Origin of the sequence: Sphingobium sp. AP50, assembly GCF_900109095.1 — a bacterium.
In the GTDB taxonomy this organism is placed as follows: Bacteria; Pseudomonadota; Alphaproteobacteria; order Sphingomonadales; family Sphingomonadaceae; genus Sphingobium.
The window spans coordinates 63,194-88,714 of record NZ_FNYZ01000003.1 but is presented as its reverse complement, the minus strand read 5'-3'; the positions used below and the strand labels follow the sequence as shown (position 1 = coordinate 88,714).

At 64.1% G+C, this 25,521-nt stretch carries 24 protein-coding genes; 12 read left to right on the top strand and 12 right to left on the bottom strand.

All coding sequences use genetic code 11. From position 1 onward, the window contains the following. Nucleotides 1-18 precede the first annotated feature (18 nt). The 6 genes from BMY84_RS08365 to BMY84_RS08340 all read left to right on the top strand — a co-directional run bounded on the left by BMY84_RS08365 (nt 19) and on the right by BMY84_RS08340 (nt 6,333). On the top strand, nt 19-453 hold the full coding sequence (locus BMY84_RS08365; RefSeq protein WP_093082996.1) for a MerC domain-containing protein: 435 nt from the start codon (nt 19-21) through the stop codon (nt 451-453). Nucleotides 454-600: 147 nt separating this feature from the next. Next, entirely contained in the window at nt 601-2,064 is a 1,464-nt protein-coding gene (gene zwf, locus BMY84_RS08360) for a glucose-6-phosphate dehydrogenase (protein ID WP_093082993.1), read from the top strand. Beyond that, entirely contained in the window at nt 2,057-3,883 is a 1,827-nt protein-coding gene (edd, locus tag BMY84_RS08355; protein ID WP_093082991.1) for a phosphogluconate dehydratase, read from the top strand. The genes zwf and edd overlap by 8 nt, the downstream gene beginning before the upstream one ends. Before the next feature lie 95 nt (nt 3,884-3,978). After that, nucleotides 3,979-4,983, top strand: coding sequence for a glucokinase (gene glk / locus BMY84_RS08350; protein WP_093082988.1), 1,005 nt, complete (start codon nt 3,979-3,981; stop codon nt 4,981-4,983). 2 nt (nt 4,984-4,985) lie between these two features. Then, entirely contained in the window at nt 4,986-5,603 is a 618-nt protein-coding gene (gene eda / locus BMY84_RS08345; protein ID WP_093083398.1) for a bifunctional 4-hydroxy-2-oxoglutarate aldolase/2-dehydro-3-deoxy-phosphogluconate aldolase, read from the top strand. Nucleotides 5,604-5,820: 217 nt separating this feature from the next. After that, nucleotides 5,821-6,333 (top strand): hypothetical protein, encoded by a 513-nt coding sequence (locus BMY84_RS08340; RefSeq protein WP_093082986.1) that lies wholly within the window; start codon nt 5,821-5,823, stop codon nt 6,331-6,333. A gap of 218 nt (nt 6,334-6,551) precedes the next feature. Here the strand turns inward: BMY84_RS08340 and BMY84_RS29025 are convergent, their stop codons facing one another. From BMY84_RS29025 to hisG, 9 genes are all read right to left on the bottom strand, one after another. Further along, nucleotides 6,552-7,079, bottom strand: coding sequence for a hypothetical protein (locus BMY84_RS29025; protein WP_143075010.1), 528 nt, complete (start codon nt 7,077-7,079; stop codon nt 6,552-6,554). Between the two features lie 82 nt (nt 7,080-7,161). Then, entirely contained in the window at nt 7,162-7,764 is a 603-nt protein-coding gene (locus BMY84_RS08335) for a gamma carbonic anhydrase family protein (RefSeq protein ID WP_093082982.1), read from the bottom strand. Next, the gene (locus BMY84_RS08330; protein ID WP_093082979.1) at nt 7,761-9,980 is read right to left on the bottom strand and encodes a fused MFS/spermidine synthase; all 2,220 of its coding nucleotides are present in this window, start codon (nt 9,978-9,980) and stop codon (nt 7,761-7,763) included. The genes BMY84_RS08335 and BMY84_RS08330 overlap by 4 nt, the downstream gene beginning before the upstream one ends. Nucleotides 9,981-10,028: 48 nt before the next feature. Next, complete coding sequence (locus BMY84_RS08325) at nt 10,029-10,577, bottom strand: GNAT family N-acetyltransferase (protein ID WP_093082976.1); 549 nt, start codon at nt 10,575-10,577, stop codon at nt 10,029-10,031. After that, a complete protein-coding gene (hemB, locus tag BMY84_RS08320; protein WP_093082973.1) occupies nt 10,570-11,565 on the bottom strand; it encodes a porphobilinogen synthase in 996 nt (331 codons plus the stop codon). Before hemB ends, BMY84_RS08325 begins: the two co-directional genes overlap by 8 nt. Nucleotides 11,566-11,631: 66 nt before the next feature. Further along, complete coding sequence (gene thiL / locus BMY84_RS08315) at nt 11,632-12,546, bottom strand: thiamine-phosphate kinase (protein WP_093082970.1); 915 nt, start codon at nt 12,544-12,546, stop codon at nt 11,632-11,634. A gap of 35 nt (nt 12,547-12,581) precedes the next feature. After that, nucleotides 12,582-13,028, bottom strand: coding sequence for a transcription antitermination factor NusB (nusB, locus tag BMY84_RS08310; RefSeq protein ID WP_093082968.1), 447 nt, complete (start codon nt 13,026-13,028; stop codon nt 12,582-12,584). 144 nt (nt 13,029-13,172) lie between these two features. Beyond that, nucleotides 13,173-14,462 (bottom strand): histidinol dehydrogenase, encoded by a 1,290-nt coding sequence (hisD, locus tag BMY84_RS08305; protein ID WP_093082965.1) that lies wholly within the window; start codon nt 14,460-14,462, stop codon nt 13,173-13,175. Continuing rightward, a complete protein-coding gene (gene hisG, locus BMY84_RS08300) occupies nt 14,452-15,114 on the bottom strand; it encodes an ATP phosphoribosyltransferase (protein ID WP_093082962.1) in 663 nt (220 codons plus the stop codon). The genes hisD and hisG overlap by 11 nt, the downstream gene beginning before the upstream one ends. Nucleotides 15,115-15,210: 96 nt before the next feature. Between hisG and BMY84_RS08295 the strand changes: the two genes are divergently transcribed. Next, nucleotides 15,211-15,594, top strand: a complete 384-nt coding sequence (locus tag BMY84_RS08295) for a VOC family protein (protein WP_093082959.1) — start codon at nt 15,211-15,213, stop codon at nt 15,592-15,594. 268 nt (nt 15,595-15,862) lie between these two features. Here BMY84_RS08295 and BMY84_RS08290 read toward each other — a convergent pair whose 3' ends face one another. Then, nucleotides 15,863-17,446, bottom strand: a complete 1,584-nt coding sequence (locus BMY84_RS08290; protein WP_093082956.1) for a M28 family metallopeptidase — start codon at nt 17,444-17,446, stop codon at nt 15,863-15,865. Nucleotides 17,447-17,570: 124 nt separating this feature from the next. On the opposite strand from BMY84_RS08290, the gene BMY84_RS08285 reads away from it, so the two are divergent. From BMY84_RS08285 to BMY84_RS08275, 3 genes are all read left to right on the top strand, one after another. After that, nucleotides 17,571-18,320 (top strand): head GIN domain-containing protein, encoded by a 750-nt coding sequence (locus BMY84_RS08285; RefSeq protein WP_093082953.1) that lies wholly within the window; start codon nt 17,571-17,573, stop codon nt 18,318-18,320. Further along, nucleotides 18,272-18,991, top strand: a complete 720-nt coding sequence (locus BMY84_RS08280) for a GIN domain-containing protein (RefSeq protein WP_093082950.1) — start codon at nt 18,272-18,274, stop codon at nt 18,989-18,991. The genes BMY84_RS08285 and BMY84_RS08280 overlap by 49 nt, the downstream gene beginning before the upstream one ends. Nucleotides 18,992-19,312: 321 nt before the next feature. After that, nucleotides 19,313-20,329, top strand: coding sequence for a fatty acid desaturase family protein (locus tag BMY84_RS08275; protein ID WP_093082947.1), 1,017 nt, complete (start codon nt 19,313-19,315; stop codon nt 20,327-20,329). 29 nt (nt 20,330-20,358) lie between these two features. Here the strand turns inward: BMY84_RS08275 and BMY84_RS08270 are convergent, their stop codons facing one another. Continuing rightward, nucleotides 20,359-21,333: a DUF2971 domain-containing protein gene (locus tag BMY84_RS08270; RefSeq protein ID WP_093082944.1), complete on the bottom strand. Its 975-nt coding sequence runs from the start codon at nt 21,331-21,333 to the stop codon at nt 20,359-20,361. A 679-nt stretch (nt 21,334-22,012) separates the two neighbouring features. On the opposite strand from BMY84_RS08270, the gene BMY84_RS08265 reads away from it, so the two are divergent. Both BMY84_RS08265 and BMY84_RS08260 read left to right on the top strand, forming a co-directional pair. Beyond that, a complete protein-coding gene (locus BMY84_RS08265; protein WP_093082942.1) occupies nt 22,013-23,284 on the top strand; it encodes an ammonium transporter in 1,272 nt (423 codons plus the stop codon). 4 nt (nt 23,285-23,288) lie between these two features. Beyond that, on the top strand, nt 23,289-24,158 hold the full coding sequence (locus tag BMY84_RS08260; protein ID WP_093082939.1) for a glycosyltransferase family A protein: 870 nt from the start codon (nt 23,289-23,291) through the stop codon (nt 24,156-24,158). Here BMY84_RS08260 and BMY84_RS08255 read toward each other — a convergent pair. Further along, entirely contained in the window at nt 24,155-25,486 is a 1,332-nt protein-coding gene (locus BMY84_RS08255; protein WP_093012705.1) for an MFS transporter, read from the bottom strand. The genes BMY84_RS08260 and BMY84_RS08255 overlap by 4 nt on opposite strands. Between the last annotated feature and the right edge of the window lie 35 nt (nt 25,487-25,521).

Genomic DNA, 25,521 nt, shown 5'->3' with positions numbered 1-25,521 from the left:
ATTCACGAATGAGGCGAAATGAGCGGATTCGAAACGGAGCGCGCGGCGTGCGGGCAACTGAACGGGCAAAAGAGCGCCGGGCGATGGCTCGACGGATTCGCGCTGTGCGCATCCTCGCTCTGCACGTTGCATTGTCTGGGCCTGCCGCTGCTGTTCGCGCTGCTGCCCGCCTTCGCCAGCAGGATCGATCCGGGCGAATCCTTTCATATCATCATGCTGGCGCTGGCGATCCCAACCAGCCTGTTCGCGCTGATACAGGGGCGGCGGCGCGGTGGCGTGGCGCCGCTGATGACCGGCATGGCCGGGCTGGCGCTGATGACCATCGGCGCGCTGGCGGCACATAGCGTGCTGGCCGAAACCCTGTGGACCGTGACCGGCAGCCTGTTGCTGGCGGGTGCCCATATCCTCAACTGGCGCCGCGGCCTGAGTGATAATCACGACAAGCGACGGTAACGGACGCAAAGGAAATGCTGGCAGAATGCGCCATTATGTTGCAGCGCACAGTCATGCACGATAGCCTTCTTGCGTAACGATCCACGCTCGCTATAAGGGCGGCTTCGTGCAGACATAGATAAATTCATAACGGAGAAGGACCATCCTTTGACCGATCCGTCTGCTACGTTTCTGTTATTTGGCGCCACGGGGGATCTGGCGCGCCGGATGATTTTCCCTTCGCTCTACAATCTCCTGTCCGACGGGCTGCTGCCTGCCGACTTCCTGATCATCGGGTCGGCCCGGTCGGAGATGAGCGACGAGGCGTTCCGCGCGGAGATTGACGCGGCGCTCAAGCAGTTCCTGCCCGCCGACCGCTATGATGCGGATATCGCGGCCAGCTTCGGCGCGATGATCCAGTATCAGTCGGTCGAAGCGGGCAATGCCGATCAGTTCGCCGCGCTCGCGGAGCGAATCGATGGCCGGCTGGAACGTGGCCTGTCGGTCTATCTGTCGACGCCCCCGTCCCTGTTCGCGCCGACCGCGCAGGGCTTGGCCGACGCCGGTCTGATCGTGCCGACCACGCGGATCGCGATGGAAAAGCCGATCGGCAAGGATCTGGCCTCCTCCAGGGTCGTGAATGACGGCATCGGCCATCTGTTCGGCGAGGACCAGATTTTCCGCGTCGACCATTATCTGGGCAAGGAAACGGTGCAGAACCTGCTCGCCCTGCGCTTCGGCAATGTGATGTTCGAACCGCTGTGGAATGCCAGCGCGATCGACCATGTGCAGATCACCGTGGGCGAGACGGTCGGGCTGGAAGGCCGCGTCTCCTATTATGACGGGGTCGGCGCGCTGCGCGACATGGTGCAGAATCACATGCTCCAGATCCTGTCGATCATCGCCATGGAGCCGCCCGCCCGTATGGACCCGACGTCGGTGCGCGACGAGAAGGTGAAGGCGCTGCGGTCGCTGCGCCCGATGACCGACGAGACGGTCAAGACCCACAGCGTGCGCGGCCAATATACCCCCGGCGCGGTCAGCGGTCAGATCGTCACCGGCTATGCCGATGAACTGGGCCAGCCGTCCGACACGGAGACTTTCGTTGCGCTGAAGGCCTATATCGACAATTGGCGCTGGCAGGGCGTGCCCTTCTACCTGCGCACCGGCAAGCGGATGCCGCAGCGTCAGTCCGAAATCGTGATCCAGTTCAAGCCGGTGCGCCACAGCATCTTCGGCCGGGACGGACATGGATCGGGGCTGGAGCCGAACACATTGGTCATCCGCTTGCAGCCGGAGGAATATATCCGCCTGCAAATCATGAGCAAAAGACCGGGGCTGGAGCAGCAGGTGAAGCTGGACGAGGTGACGCTGGATGTGTCGCTGACCGCCGCCTTCGCCGGGCAGCGCCGCCGCATCGCCTATGAAAGATTGATCCTGGACCTGCTGGCCGGCAACGCCACTTTGTTCGTCCGCCGCGACGAGGTGGAAGCCCAATGGGCCTGGATCGATTCGATCATCAACGGGTGGAAAGAGGCCAATATGAAGCCCGCCGCCTATTCATCAGGGAACTGGGGTCCGTCTTCGGCCATTGCCCTTATCGAACGTGACGGAGCCAGCTGGCATGACTGATCTGAATCCGGTGATCGCAAAGGTCACCGACCGCATCGTGGAGCGCAGCGCCGCTTCGCGCCTGAAATATCTCGACCTGATCGAACGGGGCCGTGACGCGGGCACCAACCGCGAGCAGCTTTCCTGCGGCAACCTCGCCCATGGCTTTGCCGCCAGCGGTGAGGACAAGGCGGTGATCCGCACCGGCCGCGCGATGAATATCGGCATCGTGACGTCGTACAATGACATGCTGTCGGCGCATCAGCCCTATGGCCGCTACCCTGAGATCATCAAGATCGCGGCCCGCGAAGTTGGCGCCACCGCGCAGGTGGCGGGCGGCGTGCCGGCCATGTGCGACGGCGTGACGCAGGGACAGGCGGGCATGGACCTTTCCCTGTTCAGCCGCGACACCATCGCCCTGTCGACCGCCGTGTCGCTGAGCCACGCGATGTTCGAAGGCTCGATGCTGCTGGGCATTTGCGACAAGATCGTGCCGGGCCTGCTGATCGGCGCGCTGCGCTTCGGTCATCTGCCGACCATCCTGATCCCGGCCGGCCCGATGCCTTCGGGCCTCGCCAACAAGGAAAAGGTCCGCATCCGCCAGCTTTATGCCGAGGGCAAGGTCGGCAAGGACGAGCTGCTGGAATCCGAAAGCGCTTCCTATCATGGCGCGGGCACCTGCACCTTCTATGGCACGGCCAACTCAAACCAGATGATGATGGAGATGATGGGCCTGCACATGCCGGGCGCCGCCTTCGTCAATCCGGGCACGAAACTGCGCACCGAACTGACCCGTGCGGCCACCCAGCGCATGACGCAGATCGGCTGGGACAGCGAGGACTATCGTCCGCTGGGCCACTGCATCGATGAAAAGGCAATCGTCAACGCGATCATCGGCCTGATGGCGACGGGCGGCTCGACCAACCATGCCATCCATCTGCCCGCCATCGCGCGGGCGGCGGGCATCCATATCGACTGGACCGACTTTGCAGAGATTTCGGACGTGGTGCCGCTGCTCGCCCGCGTCTATCCCAATGGGTCGGGCGACGTGAACCATTTCCACGCGGCGGGCGGCATGGCGGTGATCATCCGCGAATTGCTGGACGCCGGGCTGCTCCATCGCGACATCATGACCGTCGCGTCGGACGACCTGACCGACTATGGCAAGGAGCCTGCGCTGGGCGACGACGGGCTGGTGTGGAACGACGTTCCCGCTTCGCGCGACGAGAATATGCTGCGCCCGGCCGCCAATCCCTTCCAGGCCGATGGCGGCATGAAGCTGCTTCAGGGCAATCTCGGCCGCTGCGTCATGAAGGTGAGCGCGGTCGACAAGGAGCGCTGGACGATCGAGGCGCCCGCCGCCGTCTTCCAGGATCAGGACGATGTGCTGCGCGCCTTCAAGGAGGGCAAGCTGGAGCGCGACGTCATCGTCGTGGTTCGTTTCCAGGGGCCGCGTGCGAACGGCATGCCCGAACTGCACAAGCTGACCCCCGCGCTGGGCGTGTTGCAGGATCGCGGGTTCAAGGTCGCGCTGCTGACCGATGGCCGCATGTCCGGCGCGTCCGGCAAGGTGCCTGCCGCCATCCATCTGTCGCCCGAAGCTCTGGGTGGCGGCGCGATCGGCAAGCTGCGCGATGGCGACATGGTGCGGGTGTGCGCGGAAAGCGGCGAAGTGACCGCGCTGGTCGATGCGGCGACATGGGACGCGCGGGATATCCCCGCCGCCCCGCCCCCGCCATACGACACCGGCCGTGAGCTGTTCGCCCTGTTCCGCCATCATAGCGACCTGGCCGAACAGGGCGCGTCGCCGATCCTGGCGGCGATGGAAAGCGAGATCTGAACCGTTAATCCTCGTCATTCCCGCGAAGGCGGGAACCCATCTCCCAACCTCGCAACTGAGGCCAAGGCGGGAGATGGATCCCCGCCTACGCGGGGATGACGAACACTATATCAAGGTGTCCGAATATGACCGACATCATCGCCGCCGATATTGGCGGAACCAACGCCCGCTTCGCCCGCGCCTCGCTGGACGAGCGGGGCGTGCCGACGCTCGGCACCGTGCGCAAGTACAAGGTCGCCGACTATCCCAGCCTGCAAGCCTGCTGGGCGGCCTTTGCCGAAGATGAGAAGAAGGAGGGCAGCGGCGACCTGCCCCGCGCCGCCTCCATCGCCTTCGCCACTGCCATCGGGCGGGAGGTGATCAAGTTGACCAACAGCAACTGGGTGATCCGCGCCGATACGCTGGCGGCCGACATCAATGTCGACAGCGTGCGGCTGGTCAATGATTTCGAGGCGGTGGCCCATGCCGTGTCCCGCCTGCCGGCCGAAAATCTGCCTTTGCTGTTCGGCGAGGATCGCCCCTTCCCCAGCGATGGCGGCGTGACCATCCTTGGCCCCGGCACGGGCCTTGGCGTCGCCATGATCGCCTATGATCAGGGTCATCCCCATGTCATCGCGACCGAGGGCGGCCATCTGGACTTCGCCCCGCTGGACCCGACCGAGGAGAAAATCCTCTCTTACCTGCGCGACAAGTTCCTGCGCGTGTCGACCGAGCGGATCGTGTCCGGGCCGGGCCTCAATTACATCTACAAGGCGCTGGCGACGATCGGCCATGATCGCGTCATCCTGATGGAAGACCCCGAATTATGGCAGGCCGCGCTGGACGGCAGTGACGAGTTCGCCCGCCGCGCGCTGGAGCGTTTCTGCCTCTGCTACGGATCGGTCGCGGGCGATCTGGCGCTGGCGCATGGCCCCCATGCGGTGGTGCTGGCCGGCGGCTTGACCCAGCGCATGCACGACTTTTTGAAGCAGAGCGGGTTCCACACCCGCTTCAAGGCCAAGGGCCGGTTCGAAAGCCTGATGGCGACCGTACCGATCCGCTGCGCCATCCATGATGAAATCGGGCTGTTCGGCGCTGCCGCAGCTTATAGGGAGAAGTGATGATGAGCCTGACCGTAGAACAGGTGATGGAACTGGCGCCGGTAATTCCGGTGCTGGTGGTGGACCGGGTCGAAGATGCGCTGCCGATCGCGCAGGCGCTGGTCGCCGGAGGTCTGCCCGCGCTGGAGGTGACGCTGCGCACCCCCGCCGCGCTGGACGTGATCCGCGAAATGGCCAAGGTCGAGGGCGCCGTTGTGGGCGCGGGCACCGTATTGAACCCCGCGCAGCTTGATGCAGCAATGGAAGCAGGCGCGCGCTTCATCGTCAGCCCCGGCCTCACCGAGCCGCTGGGCAAGGCGGCAATCGCGGCCAACATCCCCTTCCTGCCCGGTACCGCCACGGCGGGCGACATCATGCGGGGCATGGACATGGGGCTTAGCCATTTCAAATTCTTCCCGGCCGAAACGTCTGGCGGCCTGCCAGCCTTGAAGGCGCTGGCCGCGCCGTTGCACACCGCCCGCTTCTGCCCCACCGGCGGCATCACGCCGCAGAGCGCACCGGAATGGCTGGCCCAGCCCTTCATCAAATGCGTCGGCGGCAGTTGGGTCGTACCCAAGGGACCGATCGACCCGGCCAAGATCGAAGCGCTCGCCCGCGAAGCCGCCGCCCTGCCGCGTTGATCTAGGACGGAATGATTTCACATTGAATCGTCATTGCGAGCGCAGCGAAGCAAACCACTGGCGCGACCATGGATTGCTTCGCTGCCCTCGCAATGACGCCGGTGGTTAAAACTCTAATCCGTTCGATCATTTCGCGGGCATTCGAGAAACGAAGCCTATGATCAACCAGGGCGTTGAGGCGGTTGCGTCTGCCCTCGCCTCCACCTAGATGATACACATGACTCCGCGCCGCCTTCTTGCCGCTCTGGCCCTGTTCCTGTCCGGTTGCGCCGGGTCGCCGCAAAATTATCCGTCGCTGGCCAAGCGGCCGATCGAAAGCGCGCCGGTCGCCGAAGTCGCGCCGCCCCCCGCGCCCGCCCCGGCCGACGCTGCCCTGTCGAAGGAAATCGCCAGCCATGTGGCACAGGCGGACAAGGGCGCCGCCGGGTTCGACGCCGCTGCCGCCGCCGCTGACAAGGCCGTGCGCGCGGCATCCGGATCGCCCGTGTCGAGCGATGCCTGGGTCGCCGCGCAGGTGACGATCAGCGCGCTGGAAACCGCCCGCAACGACAGCGTCTCGGCCCTCGCCAGCCTCGACACCCTCTATGTCGAGCGCAGCAACGCCATCGCCGACGGCAAGGCGCGCGGCGGCCTGGAAGACATAGACGCCGCCCGCAGCGCCGCGCTGGCCCTGGTCGACCAGCAGAATGACCGCATCGACGCGATGAAGGCGCGACTGCCGCAGCCTTGAAAGGCGGCGCCTGACGATCAAGGCAGACTTCTCCCTTATCGTCACCCTGAACTTGTTTAAGGGTCCATTCCTCCTCTTGATGAATGGATTCGGCGGCGCGATGGATGCTGAGCCAAAGGCTAGCGTAGCTAAACAAGTTCAGCATAACGAAATGGCAATGCAGCGGCTAACGACCATTTTTCGCTATTTAGATTAGCGAACGAAACTCCCTTGAGCTGTCATCTAAAATTACCGCAATCAATCGTGACTTGCTTCGTATCTTTCGGGATATCGATCAGCACGATGAACGAGAAAAACCGCGATTTTGGTACAAATGGCAGAGAGACACCCACAGCCAGTTTCTTCGTGGCAGGAAAAAATGACGCAACCAAAGCGTGCGGATTGTAAAAAGTCCGCTCTGCTTCATTTGCATCTTTGCCGTAATCTCCAGTGACCTCCATAGCATTCCACTGCCGACCCGCATTGGCGGTCACACCAAGTGATTTGCTCAGTTCCGGTGTCAACGGTCGGTATTTTCTACCACCAAGAAAGCGCCGTAGCAGCAACTGGCTTTTGGGTGATGGCTTGACGAAATCGCGACGGGATAATGGAACTTCACCCCCGGGCAGATCAACTTCTTGGACGCCTCCTACACAATGCGTCACCGCCCGCTCCACTGCAATCGATGTGCGGGCGGCATAGGCTTCACCTCCCATCACCACCAAAAATGGCAGAGCAAGAGACCAAGGCCAAAGATGGTGCATCATGCGATAATGCTAACCAACTCTGTCAGCTTTAGCACATATTTTCTCCAGCGCCGCCCTTCCCCTACCCACCCAAACCAGCCCCCTACTCCCCCATAGCCTTCACCGCGCCCTTATGCGCCTTGGCGTTGTGGACATAATGGTCCACCCCTTCGCGCATGTCGATCAGCGCTTCGTCGCTCAGGTCGCGCATGAACTTTGCCGGGCGCCCGGCCCATAGCTGGCGGTGCAGCACGCTCTTCCCCGGTGAGAGCAGGGCGCCCGCGGCCAGCATCGCGTCGCTTTCCACCCGCGCGCCGCTCATCACGATCGCGCCCAGCCCCACGAATGCCCGGTCCTCCAGCACGCAACCATGGATCATCGCCATATGGCCGATCAGCACATCGTCGCCGATGATCGCGGGCCAGCCATCGGCCGGGCGGCCGTCGGCGCGGTCGCCGGGGCTGTCGCAATGGATGACCGTGCCGTCCTGCACATTGGTCCGCGCGCCGATCCGCACTCTGTTCACATCGCCCCGGATCACGCAATTATACCAGATGCTGGCATCCTCGCCGATTTCCACATCGCCGATGATCCGGCATCCCGGCGCGATGAAGGCGCTGGAATGGATGCGTGGGGCCTTGCCGTCAAAGGGGATGATGCTGACATCTGGATAGTCTGGGGCGGACAATATATCTTCCTCTCTCATGGTCTGATCTTCAGCACCGGCAGGATGCTGGCATGGTCGTCGGTCCAGGCGGAAAAGCCGGGGCGCGGGCGCAGCAATTGCCAGTCCTGCGGCCGGGTCAGATATTCCAGACGGTCCAGTTGCGCCGGGTCGCGCGACAGGGCAACCCATAAAGACGCGGCATAGTGGCGGGCCTCATCCCGCTTGTCCGGCACATAATGACGCAGCCGCGCGTGCCATCCCTCCGCCGCCGCATCCCCCGCCACCACCGGCCGCAGGTCCAGATAGCGGTTGGAAATATGGATCAGCAGCACGCCATTGCGCGCCAGCCGACGGCCGTAAATATCCAGCGCCTCCCGCGTCAGCAGGTGCATGGGGATGGAATCGGAAGAGAAAGCGTCGATCACCAGCAGGTCCGCGCCGCCCGCCGGCTGCTGCGCGATCGTCATGCGGGCGTCGCCGATCACGATGTCGGCATGCGGCTGGCAACGCGATAGGAAGCTGAAATCGGCGGGATTGCGGGCGATGGCGACCATCGCCGGATCGATCTCGTAGAAGCGCCATGTCTGGCCGGGGCGGATATAGCAGGCCAGCGTCCCCGCCCCCAGCCCCACCACATCGATCCGCGCATGTGGGCCGAACAACGTAGGCGCATGGCCCAGCGCCATCCCCACGCCGGACAGCGGCGCATAGTAGCTGGTCGGGTCGGTCTCCCGGCCCTTCGTCAGATTCTGGATGCCGTGCAGGGTGGTGCCGTGGAACAGGATGCGTTCCTTCCCGTCCCGGTCCGCGACGCCATAGACGCCGAAATAGCTGCGCGTCAGCATGCCGCTGGCCGACTGGGACAGCTTCTCCCACCCGCTGAGGCACAGCATCAGATAGAGGAGTATCCCCGCGCCCAGCAACCGATGACCCAGCGCCAGTACGCCAAAGGCGATGATGGTGGTGAAGCAGATCGTCTTGATCAGCGGCGATGTCCATCCCGGCACCAGCCCGCCACCGATGATCGACAGAACCAGCCCCGCCAGCAACATCGCCGTCGCCAGCCAGACCCGGCGCGCCGGACTTTCCCACAGCAAGCGCGGCAGCCGCAGCGTCGCTTCGCGCGCGGGCAGCAGCAGCGCGGCAGCCGCCAGCAGCGCGGGATATTCATAGGTCCAGTCGAAGATCAGCGGCGCGATCAGTGCGCAGAACAGCCCGCCGATCATTCCGCCGACCGACAGCAGCAGGTAGAAACGGGTCAGATGCGCCGCCGCCGGGCGCTGATCATAAAGGCGGGCATGGAGCGCGGTCGACACAACGAACAGCACCGCCAATATGCCCAGCGCCACGAATACCGGGAAATGGATCGTCCCGGTAAAGGCGATGCAGGCGCCGATCAGCAGGATGATGGGCGCGATCAGACTGCACAGGTCCGCCACGCCGCGCCGGGTGGCGAAGGCGGCGCTGAAGCTGAGCAGATAGAGGCCGAGCGGCAGCACCCAGAGCAGCGGCATGGTGACGATATCGGTGGTCAGATACAGGCTGGTCGCCAGCATCAGGCCGGAAGGCACGGCCGACAACGCCAGCCAGTGCAGCATCTGCCGCCGCCCCGGTGCAGGCGTATCGGCCGCTTCACTGGCGACTTCCCCCGGCGCATCGGGCGGTAATCGCCGCGCGCTGACATAGACCAGGAAGAAGAGCGCACCATAGCAGAGCGACCAGAACAGGCTCTGCGCCCGCAGCGCCAGAAAGGGTTCGACCAGCAGCGGATAGGCGATCAGCCCGGCGAAGCTACCCAGATTGGACGCAGCATAGAGCGGATAGGGATCGCGCCCCTCCGCCAGCGCATACCAGCGCTGGAGCAGCGGCGCCTGCGCCGCGACCACGAAGAAGAGCGGGCCGATCGACGCGGCGAGCAGCCACAGCACCCATAAAGCCGGCTCCATCTGTTGCGGCGGCTGCCATGTCGCCAGCCCGATCGGCAGGAAGATGGCGGAGAGGAGGAACAGGCCGAGATGGATCAGCGCCTGCCGCCGCGCGGGAAAGCGGCCCAGCAGATGGGCATAGGCATATCCGGCCAGCAACAGAGCCTGATAGACCAGCATCGCCGAATTCCACACCGACGGCGCACCGCCCAGACGCGGCAACGCCATGCGCGCGATCATCGGCTGGACCAGAAAGAGCAGGAAAGACCCCGCGCAAATGGTGAGGATGAAGCGGGTGCGTGTGCCGATCAACTCATTCCCCTTCCCCATGCCCCGATCATGGTCATGCCGCAGGAGAAGGCGGATGTTAAGAGGCGATCAATCCGGCCGGTCCAGCGCATAGACGATATGGCGGCACAGCGGATGGCCCGGCGCGAAGTACGGATGATCGAAATCCAGCGCCGCCTGCCGCGCCATGCCCAGCCGCTGCATCAGCCCCCAGGACGCGCTGTTGCCCGGCACCGTATAGGCGATCACCCGCCGGTCGGGCAGATTGGCCCAGCACCAGTCAATCGCGGCCTGCGCCGCCTCCCGTGCCAGGCCCTGTCCCCAATGACTGGCGGACAGGCGCCAGCCCAGTTCGACTTCGCCATAGATGGGCGTGCCGGGATGCCGCCCCCGGCGCGGGCCGCAAAAGCCCAGTATCGCGCCGTCAGCCCGGCTTTCCATGATCCAGAAACAATGGCCGATATCCGCCTCCATCCGGGCCATGCTCTGTTGCAGATCGGCATAATGGCTGCGCGGTTGTGATCCGCCCAGCCAGCGCATCACATCGGGCGTATCGAGCGCCTGCATGAACGGATCGACATCGCCCGCACGCCATTCGCGCAGGATCAGCCGATCCGTTTCAAGCCGGAATTCAGCCATTCAGCAGGCGCGCAGCGTGCAGCGCATGATAGGTCAGCACGCCCGAACAGCCCGCCCGCTTGAACGCCAGCAGCGTTTCCAGCACCAGCGCATCGCGATCCCCCGCGCCCGCGGCGGCGGCATGTTCGATCATCGCATATTCGCCCGACACCTGATAGGCGAAGACCGGCACGGCAAAGCGATCGCGCACCCGCGCGACGATATCCAGATAGGGCAGGCCCGGCTTCACCATCACGCTGTCGGCCCCTTCGGCCAGGTCCAGCGCGACCTCGCGCAGTGCTTCCTCGCCATTGGCGGGGTCCATCTGATAATTTTTCTTGTCGCCCTTCAACAGCCCGCGCGATCCCACCGCGTCGCGGAAGGGACCATAGAAGGCGCTGGCATATTTGGCGGCATAGGCCATGATCTGGACATTGACATGGCCGCCCTGCTCCAGCGCGGCGCGGATCGCGCCGATGCGGCCATCCATCATGTCGCTGGGCGCGATGATATCCGCCCCGGCCGCCGCCTGATTGAGCGACTGGCCGATCAGCACGTCGATCGTCGCGTCATTGAGGACATAGCCGCTATCGTCCAGCAGCCCGTCCTGCCCATGGGCGGTATAGGGGTCGAGCGCCACGTCGGTCAGGATGCCGATATCGGGCACCGCATCCTTGATCGCGCGGATGGCGCGGCACATCAGATTATCGGGATTGAGCGCCTCTTCGCCCGCATCGCTGCGCCGGTCCGGCTGGGTATTGGGGAACAGGGCAAGGCAGGGAATGCCCGCGTCGCGCGCGTCCTTCGCGCGGGCGACCATCAGGTCCACCGACCAGCGCGACACGCCCGGCAGCGCGGCGATCGGTTCCTCTATGCCTTCGCCCTCGGTCACGAAGAGCGGCCAGATCAGATCGCTGGGCGACAGGCGGTTTTCGGCGTGCATCGCCCGGCTCCAGGCGGCGACACGGGTACGGCGCATACGCAGCGCCGGATAGGGTGCATGGGTCATGGCAAGGGGTGTAGGCGCGGCAACCGGGGGGATCAAGCCGGGCAGTTTGTCCCAGCCTGCCCGCCTTTACCCATGCTCCCAGCCCAGCCGGTCGGGCAAGGGCAGGATCGCGCCGTCGATCTTCAGCGTCAGGCCTGTGCCTTCACTCACATGGCCGACCGGGATCGCCCGGACCGGCACCGCCATGCCGGGCGGCAGGGCGAAGAGCAGTTCATAATCATCCCCCGCGCGCGCAGCCGCGATCTGGACAGCGGTGCTGGCCCCGCGCACCTTTTCCAGCGCGCGCGACAGCGGGATATGGTCGATAGTGATGGCGACGCCGCTCGCCTGCGCCATGCGCAGCGCATCGATCAGCAGCCCGTCGGACAAGTCCATCATCGCGCCGGCCACCGGCGCGAGCAGCGCGCCTTCCGATATACGCGGGCGGGGACGGCGATAGGCCTCCACCAGCGGGCCGGATGCAGCGGGATCGGCGCGGGCCAAATCCAGCCCGATGCCCGCATCGCCCACCGGCCCGGTGACATAAAGCCGGTCGCCCGGCTGCGCCCCACTGCGCGTGGGGACGGCCGCTGTAGCTTCCCCGATGGCGGTCAGGCTGTAGCTGCGCGCGCTGCCGTCTGGCATCCGCACCGTATCGCCGCCCAGCAACGGCATGGCGTGCCGCTCCAGCGCTTCGCCCAACCCCTCCAGAAAGGCCGCGTCCCAGCCATCGTCGCCCGACAGCGCATAGTTGAGCAGGCACCCCACCGGGCGCGCGCCCTTGGCTGCCAGGTCGGACAGATTGACCGCCGCCAGCTTCCAGCCAATGTCGGCGGGCGGATCGGTGGGCAGATAATGGACGCCCTCGACCATCGTGTCGCTGGTCAGGATCAGCCGCGCCCCGCCGACCGGCAGGATCGCGACATCGTCGCTCAGCCCCTGCGCCGCCGGATCATGAGCCAGCAGGCGCAACAGGGTGAGGAAGCGGGATTCGGCGGACATGATCCCTTATCTATACGGGTAGCCGGCGCGAAACTTTACTTCCGCACGTCCTTCGACACGCCATCAAGCAGGCCGTTGACGAAGCCCGCCTCGCGCTTGTCGTAAAAGGCGTGGGCGACATCGACATATTCGCTGATCACGGTGCCCGTGCCGACATCGGCCCGCGCGAGCAGCTCATAGGTGCCGGCGCGCAAAATCTGGCGCATCGGCTTGTCGAGGCGGTCAAGGCTCCAGCCGCTCGACAGGCGGGCGGCGATCAGGCCGTCAATCTCATCCCGACGACGATCCACGCCCTGCACGACATCGTCGAAAAAGGGTTCCTCCGCCGGGGCATAGGTCACATCCTCGATCGTCGCACCCAGACGGTGCTGATGGAATTCGTGCAGCAGGATATGGACGGGCGTGCCCTCCATTTCGAGCTGGTACAGCGCCTGAACCGCGGCAAGGCGCGCGGCGGAACGGGATTTGGAGCGTTCGTTCATAATTCTTTCCTTAGCCGTTCGGGCTGTTTTTTCGAGTCACTGGCCTCGAAAAAATGTCGAAGCCCATGACCGAACGCAGTGAGGTCAATTGCCTTCGCCAATGCTCAGGCGCGCCCTGCGACTTCGCTCAGGGCGAACGATATTCTATTTCAAACGCAAAGCCACCGAAGCAGCATGCGCGGGCAGTCCTTCCGCCTGCGCCAGCGCGACGGCAGCGGGGCCGATCGCGCCGATGGCCGCTGCGTCAAGGCTCAGGAAGCTGGTGCGCTTCATGAAATCGAGCACCGACAGGCCCGAGGAGAAGCGCGCACGGCGACCGGTGGGCAGCACATGGTTCGGCCCAGCGACATAATCGCCCACCGCCTCCGGCGTCATCCGACCCAGGAAGACGGAACCGGCGTGACGCACCTGCGCAAAATAGCGGTCGGGATCGTCCACCGCCAGTTCCAGATGCTCGGCCGCCAGCCGATCGACCAGCGGCATCGCCTCGTCCAGATCGCGCACGACGATGATCGCGCCATTGGCGTCCCAGCTAGTGCGGGCGACGGCGCTGGTGGAAAGCGTCGGAATCTGGCGCTCGACGGCCTGCGCGACGGCATCGGCAAAAGCGGCATCGTCGGTGAAGAGGATCGACTGGCTCGTCGGGTCATGCTCCGACTGACTCAGCAGATCGGCGGCGGTCCATTCCGGATCATTCTTGCCATCGGCGACGACCACGATCTCCGACGGGCCGGCCACCATGTCGATGCCGACCACGCCGTAAAGCTGGCGCTTGGCTTCGGCGACCCAGGCGTTGCCGGGGCCGGTGATCACATCGACGGGCCTGATCCGGTCAGTGCCATAAGCGAGCGCGGCCACCGCCTGCGCGCCGCCGACACGCCAGATTTCCTCGATCCCGGCAATTTGCGCGGCGGCCAGCACCAGCGGATTAATCTCGCCATTGGGGGTCGGCGTGACCATGGCGATGCGCGCTACGCCCGCGACCTTGGCCGGGATGACGTTCATCAGCAGCGAACTGGGATAGGCGGCACGCCCGCCCGGCACGTAGAGGCCAGCGGCATCGACCGCGTTCCAGCGGGCGCCCAGGCGAACCCCGGCGCTGTCCACGCCATCGCTGTCCACCGGCTTCTGCTTTTCATGATAGGCGGTGATGCGCGCAGCCGCGAGTTCCAGCGCGTCGCGCAGTTCTGTCGAAAGGCCGTCAAGCGCCGCCCGCGTTTCCGCAGCCGTCACGGACCAGCCGCTGACATTCAGGTCATGCCGGTCGAAGCGCTGGGTATAGTCCGCCAGCGCCGTGTCGCCGCCGGCACGCACGGCCTTCAGGATCGCGGTCACATCGCGCGACACATCCTCGTCCGCTTCGCGACGAGCGTCGACCAGAGCGGTGAAGGCGGACGCGAAATCGGCGTCGGTGGTGGAGAGCTTAAGCGGCATCCTTCACCCCCACGGCGGCGCGGAAGGCGTCGATCAGCGGCGTCAGTTCGGCCGAGCGCATCTTGTAGGCGGCGCGATTGACGATCAGGCGCGCGCTGATCTGCATGATGATGTCGGTTTCGACGAGACCATTGGCCTTGAGCGTCGCGCCGGACGACACAAGGTCGACGATCCGCCGCGACAATCCCAGCGACGGCGCCAATTCCATCGCGCCGTTCAGCTTCACGCATTCGGCCTGAAGCCCGCGCGCTTCATAATAGCGGCGGGTGAGATGCGGATATTTGGTCGCGACGCGGACATGGCTCATCGCCGCCTGATCTTCGTCCGCCGCATCGACCGGTTCGGCGACCGACAGGCGGCAATGGCCGATATCGAGGTCGACCGGCGCATAAAGTTCGGAATAGTTGAACTCTTCCACCACGTCTGAACCGACGATGCCAATCTGCGCCGCGCCATGGGCGACGAAGGTCGCAACGTCGAAGGCGCGCACGCGGATGATCGACACATCGGGCCGGTTGGTGGCGAAACGCAGCGCGCGACTCTTCTTGTCATGAAACTCCGCCCCCGGTTCGATACCGGCTTTGGCGAGCAGGGGCAGCGCTTCATCGAGGATGCGGCCCTTGGGGATGGCGAAGGTGAGCGAGCGAGTCATAACCGGCGCGCCTTACTTGGCGGGGCGCAAAAGGGCAAGGTTGCCCACCTCTTCCCTCCCATTCCCACCGGCTGGCTTCTGGGCTAAGCCACCGCCATGCGCTGCATCCACCATATTGCCGTCATCTGTTCCAACTATGAACGCTCCCGCGCCTTCTATCGCGACATATTGGGCTTTCCCGTCCTTCGCGAAGTGTGGCGCGCGGAACGGGAAAGCTGGAAGTGCGATCTGGACGCGGGCAATGCCCAGATCGAGCTGTTCTCCTTCCCCACACCCCCGGCTCGCCCGAGCCGCCCCGAAGCCTGCGGATTGCGGCACCTGGCCTTCCTGATCGACGATATCGACGCGGAAGTGGCGCGCCTGACCGCCGCAGGCGTGGAATGCGAACCCATCCGCATCGATCCCTATACCGATCAGCGCTTCACCTTCTTCACCGATCCCGACGGTCTTCCGCTGGAATTGTACGAACGATCTGCGTGATAAAGCGTCCCCGCCCCCGTTCGTCCTGAGTAGCCATTGAGCGAAGTCGAAATGGCGTATCGAAGGATCATGCGCCGCGCTTGATCCTTCGATACTTGAACAGGTGAACCATCCCCCGGATGGTTCAGGATCGTCCGGGGGACGATCCGACCTTTTCAACTTCGACTTCACCTTTGGTGAAGTTTATCCTGAGCGCCTGCTGCAAGCGGGCAGTCGAAGGGTTCAGCCCCTACTCAGCACGAACGGTTTTGGTTCAAGAGGCGCATTCCTATTTGGCAAAGCGCTTGAAGAAGCTGTCCGCATTCCAGGCCGGGCGCGCGGGCGTGTTGGCAACGCGCAGCGTGACGGCGGTGACATAGTCATTCAGCTTCGCTGTCTCGGCCGGCAGCACCGGCTGGTTCAGATCGTCGAAGGGCGAGTGATAGAGATTGGCGCGCCACGCCTTTTCGGTGTCGGCCTCCGGCGTGCCCGCCTTGAACCCATATTTGAAGAAGAGCGCCGGGATGCCTTCGCGGATGAAGGCATATTGGTCCGACCGGATGAAGACATTGCGATCCGGGAAGGGATCGGGCGTGATCGGAAGGTTCATCGCCGCGCTGACCGCCGCCGCATCCTGCCCCAGGCTGCTCTGGTCATAGCCGATCGGCGTGACGGCCGTCAGCGGGAAGATGGGCAGCGCCATGTCGAAATTCAGGTCGGCGACGATATCCTTCTGCGGCACGGTCGGCCGCCGGGCGAAATAGCGGGCGCCCAACAGCCCCTTTTCCTCCGCCGTGACGAAGGTGAACAGGATGGATCGCTTCGGCTTCAACTTCCCGGCCTTGAGCGCGCGGGCGATTTCCAGCAGGCTGGCCACGCCCGATGCATTGTCGAACGCACCATTATAGATGGCGTCGCCCTTGATCGGGGTGCCGATGCCATAGCCGTCCAGATGGGCGGACAGGACGACATATTCCTTGGCCAGCTTCGGATCGCTGCCGGGCATGACCCCGACCAGATTGGGGGAGGAGAGGTCGCGACGAGTGGCGGCGACCTGCGCCTTGAACCGCAGCGCCAGCGGGAAGCTGGCGACCGGGGCGGAAGCATCAGCCGCGGCGGCGATCGCGTCGAAATCCTTGCCCGTACCGGCGAAGAATTGCGCCGACTTGGCCGGGTCGAACTGCGCACCCAGGAAGGGCGTTTCCGTATCGCGCAGCGCCTTGTCCGCATAATAGAGCGCTGGCGCGCTGGCCAGCGCCACCCGGCGCACCCAGGGGATCTCCACCTGCTTGGGCGTGACCAGCGTGATCAGGCCCAGCGCGCCCTGCGCCGCCAGCCAATGCGCACGCTCCGACCGGGCATGGGATTTCAGCGCACCCGAAATATTGGCCGGGCCGCCCGACAGGACGACCACGATCTTGCCCTTCAGGTCCAGCCCGGCAAAATCATCATGCCCCGCTTCGGGCAGATGCAGGCCATAGCCCGCGAACACCATCGGCGCATCGATGCTTTCGGGCACCGGCCCGCCGCCACCCGAAAAGATGAGGTCGCCCGGCACCGCCAGCGCCGCCGCGCCCTGCGGCCCGACCAGCGAAGCGCTGCTCTTGTCGGACTGGATCACCTGCTCGACAAAGGCGACAGGCTGCTTGTAGCCGTCCACGCCCATCGGTTTCAGGCCCAGCGCCTGCATCTGAGCAATCACATAGTCGGCCGCACGATCATAACCCGGCGTGCCGGTGCCGCGCCCTTCCATCCCGTCATTGGCGATCGCCTGCACATGGCTCCACCAGCGCGCGCCCTTCTCCTCATTGGTTTCGGCATGGGCGGCGACGGAAAGCGCTACCAGAGGCAGGGCAAGAAGAGAGAGGCGCATGAACAGGGAGACTCCGCGATTTTCAGATATATAGTCTGGCTTCAACCCGTCCGACGAACAAGGGGCTTGGAACCGCCACCCCGCATGTGTATTATCACGGCAATACACGATATGGAGATTTGCGATGCCCCGCTCCCTGCCCCTGCTGGCCCTCACCCTCTCCGGACTGGCCCTTTCGACCAGCGCCTGTTCGCGCACCGATGAAGCGCCGACCGCCGCGGAGGTCGTGCAATCCGCGCAGGACTGGGCAACCCTCAAGGATTTCGACGCGATCGACGCGACCGGGCCGGACAATGTCTCCGTCACCATCGGCGACGCCTTCTCCGTGAAGGCCGATGGCGATTCTGCCGCCGTCGCCGACCTCGACATCAAGGTGAAGGGCGGCAAGCTGGTCATCGGCCGCAAGTCCAAGGGCAACTGGAGTTGGGGCCGCAAAAGCGGAGACAAAGGCGCGACCGTCCATGTCACCATGCCCGCGATCAAGTCGGCAGACCTGACCGGCGCAGGCGATTTCGATCTGGACAGAGCGGAAGGCGACAGCCTCTCCCTCTCGCTGACCGGCGCGGGCGATTTCCGCATCGGCGCGGTCAAGCTCAAGACGCTCAGCACCGACATCACCGGCGCGGGATCGATCAAGATCGCCGGCACCGCCGACAAGGCGACCCTGTCCATCACCGGCGCGGGCGATATCGATGGCGAAGCGCTGAAAGTCGGCACCGCCAAGATCGACATATTGGGCGCCGGCGATATCGACATTGCCTCCGACGGCCAGGTCGCTATCAGCATCATGGGTCCGGGCGATGTGACGGTGAAGGGCAAGGCGCAATGCACGACAAGCGGAGTTGGTCCCGGCGAGGCGCGCTGCGCCCCCTGATCCTGATCCCCCTGGCGATCGCCGCGCCCGCTGGTGCGGCGACGCGCGGCTTCACCCTCACCAGTTTCGACGCGATCCGGGTCGACGCGCCCGTCACCGTCATCCTGGCCACCGGCATGGGCGTGTCCGCCCGTGCCGAGGGCGATCAGACCGCGCTAGACCGGCTGAAAGTCGAGGTATCGGGCCGCCTGCTGACCATCAGCATGGATCGGCAGGCCGGTGAGAAGCGCAGCGGCGCCGCGACGCTACGCCTGTCGACCGGCATGGTCGAGCGGGTGGTGCTGACCGGCGGCGGATCGATCGCGATCAACCGGATGAAGGGGCTGCGCGGCGAAATCATCCTGGGCGGCAATGGCGATGTCGGCATCGCGGATGTGCAACTCGATCAGGTCGATGTGACGCTGGCGGGCGGTGGACGGGCGACGCTGACCGGACGCACCGGGGTCGCCAATATCCGCCTGACCGGGCCGGGCAGCGTGGCCGCCGAGCCGCTGCGCGCGCGACAGGCGACCATCTTCAACGACGGCGCGGGCAATATCGCCCTGACGACCGACGTCAATGCGACGGTGACGTCGACCGGAACCGGCGACGTGACGATCGCAGGCAAGCCGGCCTGCACCGTCGACAATCGCGGCGTCGGCAAGGTGCTGTGCGGCGGCGAGAGTTATTAGGGCATGTGCTTTTGATCTGAACCGTTCGTGCTGAGTAGGGGCTGAGCCCTTCGACTGCCTGCTTGCAGCAGGCGCTCAGGATAAACTTCACCAAAGGTGAAGTCGAAGACCCGTATCGAAGCATCCAGCGCTGCGCCTGATCCTTCGATACGCCATTTCGACAAGCTCAATGGCTACTCAGGACGAACGGATGTGGGTCTGATTGAAGGCGCAATTCCGTAGAAGCCTCAATCCCACCCGTCCGGGCGCAATGCTTGACGCTGCATCGCACCATCCATAGCATGGCGCTCAGGCTGACGGGGCATAGGGAGGCAGGCCGCCATGGAAGACAGCGCCCATGATCGGCCGGCAGGATATCGCTATTCGCGCCGCGGCACGATGCCGCTGATCCGCCAGCTTTCCGTCGTCCCCAATATGCGCAACGCGCTGCTGCTCGTCTTTCAATGGGCGGTGATGATCGGCGCCTGCGTGGTCGCCATCCGGGCCGACAGCCTGCCCGTCTATCTGCTGGCCGGCTTCGTCATCGGCACCCGCATCCAGTGTCTGGCGGTGATGATGCATGAAGCCTGCCACAATATGCTGTTCAGCAATCGCCGGGCCAATGATCTGATCGGCGACCTGTTCGTCGCCTACCCGCTGGCGTTCAGCGTCGACCTGTATCGCGTGGCGCATATGGTGCATCACCGCCATACCAACACGTCGCGCGACTATGATTATCGGGTCCAGCGCAAGGACCCGGACCAGCATTTCCCCAAGGATGGCGCGGGCATGGTCGTGCTGTTCCTGCGCAGCCTGCTGGGCCTCAACTATTATCGCGTCGCCCGCGCCGCGCGGGTCTGGTCCCCGCTCGCCAATTTCCACAATCCCCGCCGCTTCGGCTTCGATTATCGGCTGGCGCTGCGCATCCGCTATGTGGTGTGGGCGGTGGTGGTCTATGGCCTCGTCCTCTGGTCGCCCTGGCGCTGGCAGATATTGGGGCTGTTCCTGATCCCCCAATATCTCTGGGCCAATATCTTCAACCGCATCCGGGCGATGGCCGAACATAATGGCGTCGCCGACACCAGCGAACTGAACGGCACCCGCACCATCCTCCCCACGCTGGTCGACCGCGTGCTGATCGGGCCGCTCAACGTCAGCTATCATCTGGAACATCATCTGTTCCCCTCCGTCCCCTGGCACAATCTGCGCCGCCTGCATGTGCATATGATGCAGGACCCCGCCTATGCCGCGGACGCGCATGTGACGCGGGGCTATTGGGGCGTGATACGGGAGTTGATGCCGGTGAAGGGGGATGATGGGGTTGGGGTGGCTGGGGTGGCTTCTCAGCCTAAGCTGTAGTGAATCTTAGCTAACTTAGCTGAATGGTTTTAGTAACGACGCAAGGGGATATTGCTGATTACGACACGCCTCTCCGCGTCTGTAATGTTCGCATCGTGCAGCAGACGGATGAATGCCTCTCGAACCAAAGCGGGGTTAGGCGTTGGCCCAATAATGATCCGATCCAAAATTTCTTCGAGTTCCACACCGTTGAGATTATGTTCCGGAAAATTTTGGAATGGGAGATAGTGGATTAGCTGAACAATGCCGCCAACAGACACGACCTTGCTCGGCACGTTCAGCGCCGACCATTTACGCGAGGGTCGATGGATTATCCGCCATTCCTTCTCTTCATGGAATCCCGGATCTTTCGTGGAGAGAACCAATTCTTCAATCGACAGCAGCCAGTTTGATCGTACCCATTGGGGATTGCAGAGCTTCAGCGCTTCGAGATTATCTTCGATATTATCCAAACGCTTTGTGATCCGGCGCATAAAACCGTCTTCGCCGTTATAATCCACAGCTACTAGATCGACAGAATAAGCGTCCTGATCGCCAGCGAGCGGCTCGGCTTTCAAGACGATGCACACATTGGCGTGTCCGCCATAGGCACGCCACATGCTGAGCGTTCCGGTATTATCAGTGGCGCGGTGTTCCGATAGACTGAGCAGAAAAGTGCCCACTTTCAACTGGCGACTTGACGCATTCATTGAGCCCATAAGATCAACAATGTTCAGCCCCAACGCTTGCGCTAGGTGTAGCATCCGTGTGTTAACTGAGGGGTCTTCTAGGCACTTGTTCAGCCAAAAGCAGCCGTATTCAATTTCAGCGAAATCGTTCATTTCGGTGGAATTGCGGAGCCATATCGCCCGCTCTGCCCCTTGGCTCTGAATGATCCGCATCGCCGTCTCGGCGCTGGTGTAATGCGCGAATTGCACTCCAGCTTGGAGGCGTTCCAGAAGGCCCTCATTTTCCGAATAGAAGACCGACGTGAGCAATTCGTGGGCGGCTGTATCATCTAGCATTTCGTAGCCATACAGCGGCGGGCTTGCTTGGTGTAGTCAGAATAGGAATGGACCGCTCCCCCTTCGACAATCGGGCCAGTATAGGAGGCAGCGGCCGCTCAACTGATGATTGCAGATACATATCACTGGAAACCTGTTTTGAGGCGGGCAAAACAATCAGTCGATTGTCGCAGCCTATTTAAGGCCATTGGAGAGCAAATTTAGCGCTGAATTCCTCGGGTGGGGCAGGAGCCGCCGCCATTGGAATGGTAGCTTTTTCTAAAGCCTGCGCTCCAAACTGCACCGTCTGTGGCTCTACCATCCTCAACTCCCTTCCAATGTAGGATTTTCTCTGATCTATCCTGATGGATGAAACAGCCGTCCTTTTTCCTCCCGCGCCGTCATCGCGTGCCCAACGCGCCGTTAACGCACCTACATCGCGTCACTGCCGCGTCACCATGATCACCTGTGACGCGCCGCCGTGACCCAAGTGGCGCGTCGGAGACGCTTTCGCGGTGCGTTGCAAGCGCTTCGCGGACGCTTCGGGCCGAAAAAGCCCGACGACACTGTGAACTTCGGCCGCACCGTCGCGTTGCCCCTCCACCGGTCGCCGTTGCCCCAAACGCCACGCTCTTGCTTATCGAAAACTTTACCAGCCTTCCGCTAGACCCTTGCCAGTTTTGACAGTCAGGTCCCACCGATGCGCTTCACTTTTGCCCTGCCCTTCCTTGCCGCGCTGGCGCTGCCCCGGCCTGCCTTTGCGCAGGTGGCGGTGGCCGATAGCGGCGATACCGGGTGGATGATCCTGTGCGCGCTGCTGGTGCTGCTGGCGGCGCTGCCGGGGCTGATGCTGCGCTATACGGGCGGGGTGAATGTGCGCAGCGCGCTGTCGGTGATGGCGCAGGGCGCGGGGGTCGTGGCGGCGGCGTCGCTGACATGGGCGATTGCGGGCTACAGCCTGACCTATGCGCCCGGTGGCGACTGGCTGGGCGGCGGCGCCAATCTGCTGCTCGCCAATCTGGGCCAGTTGCGCGACGCGCTGACCATACCCGAATCGGCCTTCGTCCTGTTCCAGCTTGGCCTTGCGCTGCTGGCCGCCTGCCTGATGGTGGGCGCGGTGGCGGAGCGGACGCCGATCGGCTGGTGGATCGGCTTCACGCCGCTCTGGCTGCTGCTGGTCTATGTGCCGGTCGCCCATGCGGCCTGGGGCGGCGGCTGGCTCGCCAACCTTGGCGTCATGGATTTTGCCGGCGGACTGGTGGTGCATGGGCTGGCGGGCTTTTCCGCGCTGGCGCTGGCGCTGATCGTGGGCGCGCGGCGCGACGCCACGACGGCGGGCCATGCGCCGGTGCTGACTATGGCAGGCGGCGCGCTGCTATGGGTCGGTCTGTCGGGCGTGATCGGCGGCTGGGCGCTGGGCGCGACGGATGATGCCGCTACCGCCATCCTCAACCATCATTTCGCCGCCTGCGCCGCCGCGCTGACATGGGCCTTGCTCGATAAGTTGATGGGCGCGCGCAGCAGCGCGACCGGCATATTGTCCGGCGCGCTGGCGGGGATCGCCGCCATATCGGCGTCGGCCGCACTGGTCGGGACCGGGGGCGCGATGCTGATCGGTCTGATCGCCGCCCTTATATGTCGGTTGGGTTATGTGATTATCGGCCGTCGCATCGATGACGGCGCGGGCGTCTTCGTCATCCACGGGCTGGGCGGCATCACCGGAGCGCTGTTGCTGCCGATCTTCGTTCTGCCCTTGCTGGGCGGAGTTGGGTTCGACGCGAATATCAGCCTGACCGGCGCACTGGTCAGCCAGGTCATCGGCGTGGTCGTGGTGGCGCTGTGGGCCATGGTCGGCAGCGCGATCGCGGCGCTGATCGTCTCCGTCATCATCCCGATGCGGGTCAGCCCGCAGGATGAGGCCGACGGGCTGGACGGCGTGCAGCATGGCCAGCAGGGTTGGGACTTCCGCTAAGGCCATGTCCGCCGCGCCCCTGCCCCCCGCCTCCGTCGCTGTGGCGATCTTCGCCCATCAGGAGGAGCGCCGGATTGGCCTCTGCCTCGCCTCACTGCCGCTCGACCGGGCGGACACCATCTTTCATGTACTGGTGAACGGCACCACCGACGCGACTGTGGAGAGGGCAAAGGCGGCGGCGGGCGGCCGGGCGAACATCATCGTCCATGATATCGTACAGGGCGGCAAGTCGCGGACCTGGAACCACTTCGTCCATCATCTGCTCACCGGGACCGAAGCGGCCGTAATCTTCATGGATGGCGACGCGGAAATCATGTCCGGCTCCTTCGACGCGCTGGTGGCCCATCTCGCCGCGCATCCGCACGCCAACGCCGTTGCCGGCATGCCGATGAACGGCCGCATGGCGCAGGCCTATCGGGAGGGGTTGCGGGCCGAAGGCGGGCTGTTCGGTGATCTTTATGCGCTGTCAGGCCGCTTCGTCGCGACGATCCGGCGGCGCGGGCTGCGCCTGCCCGACGATCTGATCGGAGACGATGGACTGGTCGCCGCCTGGGCGCATACGGACCTGAAGGATGACAGCCACTGGGTGCATGACCGGGTGCGGCATTGCGACGATGCGGGCTTTCTGGCCGAAATGGTGGGCCTTGCCCGCCCGTCGACATGGACCATGCAATATAAAAGGCTGATCAATTATTCTGTCCGTTTCTATCAGAACCGGATCGTGTCGGACATCATGACGCGCGAGGGGCCAGATGGCCTCCCCGCGCGTCTGTCCAGCCTCTATGCGGACTGGCTGCCCCGCTGGCGTCCGCGCCCCGGCCTGACCGGATGGTTCGACCGAAAGGCGCTTCAGCGAATGCGGCGCGCGATTTAACGGTCGCGCCCGGCGAGTTCTTTATTGACGTACAGCGCCACCATGGTCGCGACCGCACCGGACAGCAGATAGATACCCGAAGCGGCCAAACCGAACTTCACCGACAGCAGCAGGGCCAGCAGCGGCGCGAAGCCCGCACCGACCAGCCAAGCAAGGTCGGACGTCAGCGCCGAACTTGTATAGCGCGCTTCCGTCGCGAAGTTGGACGCCACCACGCCGGACGACTGACCGAAGGACAGGCCGAGCAGCATGAAGCCCAGGATCATGAAGGCGACTTCGCCCAGCTCCCCGCCATTCAGCAGCAGCGGCGCCATCAGCGCGAAGATCGCGATGCCCAGCGCCGACCAGCCGAGCAGCGAGCGACGACCGATCTGGTCGGCGATGAAACCGGACACGACGATGGCGAGCAGGCCGACGGATGCACCGATCATCTCGATGATGAGGAAGCGATCCAACGGCTGGTCGGTATAGAGTGCGACCCAGCAGAGCGGGAACACCGTCACCATATGGAACAGCGCAAAGCTGGCCAGCGGCGCAAACGCACCGATGATGATATTGCGGCCTTCCTTCTGCAGCGTCGGCAGCACCGGCGAGGGTTGCAAATCCCGCTGTTCGAACAGCCGTTCGAATTCGTGCGTCACCACGATGCGCAGTCGGGCGAACAGCGCCACGACATTGATCGCAAAGGCTACGAAGAAGGGATAGCGCCAGCCCCAGTCGAGAAAATCGGCTTCGGTCATGTTGAGGATGGAGAAAGCGAACAGGCCACTCGCCACGATCAGCGCCAGCGGCGCGCCCAACTGCGGCACCATGGCGTACCAGCCACGCTGATGCTGCGGCGCATTGAGCGACAGGAGCGAGGCCAGACCATCCCAGGTGCCGCCCAGCGCGATACCCTGCGCCGCGCGCAAAATGATCAGGACGACCGCAGCATAGTGGCCAATCGTCTCATATCCCGGTAGAAAGGCGATCGCGACGGTGGAGCTGCCCAGCAGGAACAGGGCCCCCGTCAGCTTGGTGCCGCGTCCATAGCGCCGGTCGATCGCCATGAAGATCAGCGATCCCAGGGGCCGGGTGACGAACGCGACGGCAAAGATGGCGAAGGAATAAAGGGTGCCGGTCAGGGCATCCACATAGGGAAAGATCAGGTGTGGAAACACGATCACGGAAGCGATCGCGTACACGAAGAAATCGAAAAACTCGGAGGTGCGACCGATGATCACCCCGATGGAAATATCACCCGGCGCGATGGAATGGTCACGCGCATTGATATTGCGCGCATCATCCTCAAGTGGCGTGGAGGTGAAGGCAATGGCCCCAGAACTCATAGACATCCGCTCCTTGGCAGGGCCACCGGTGCGGT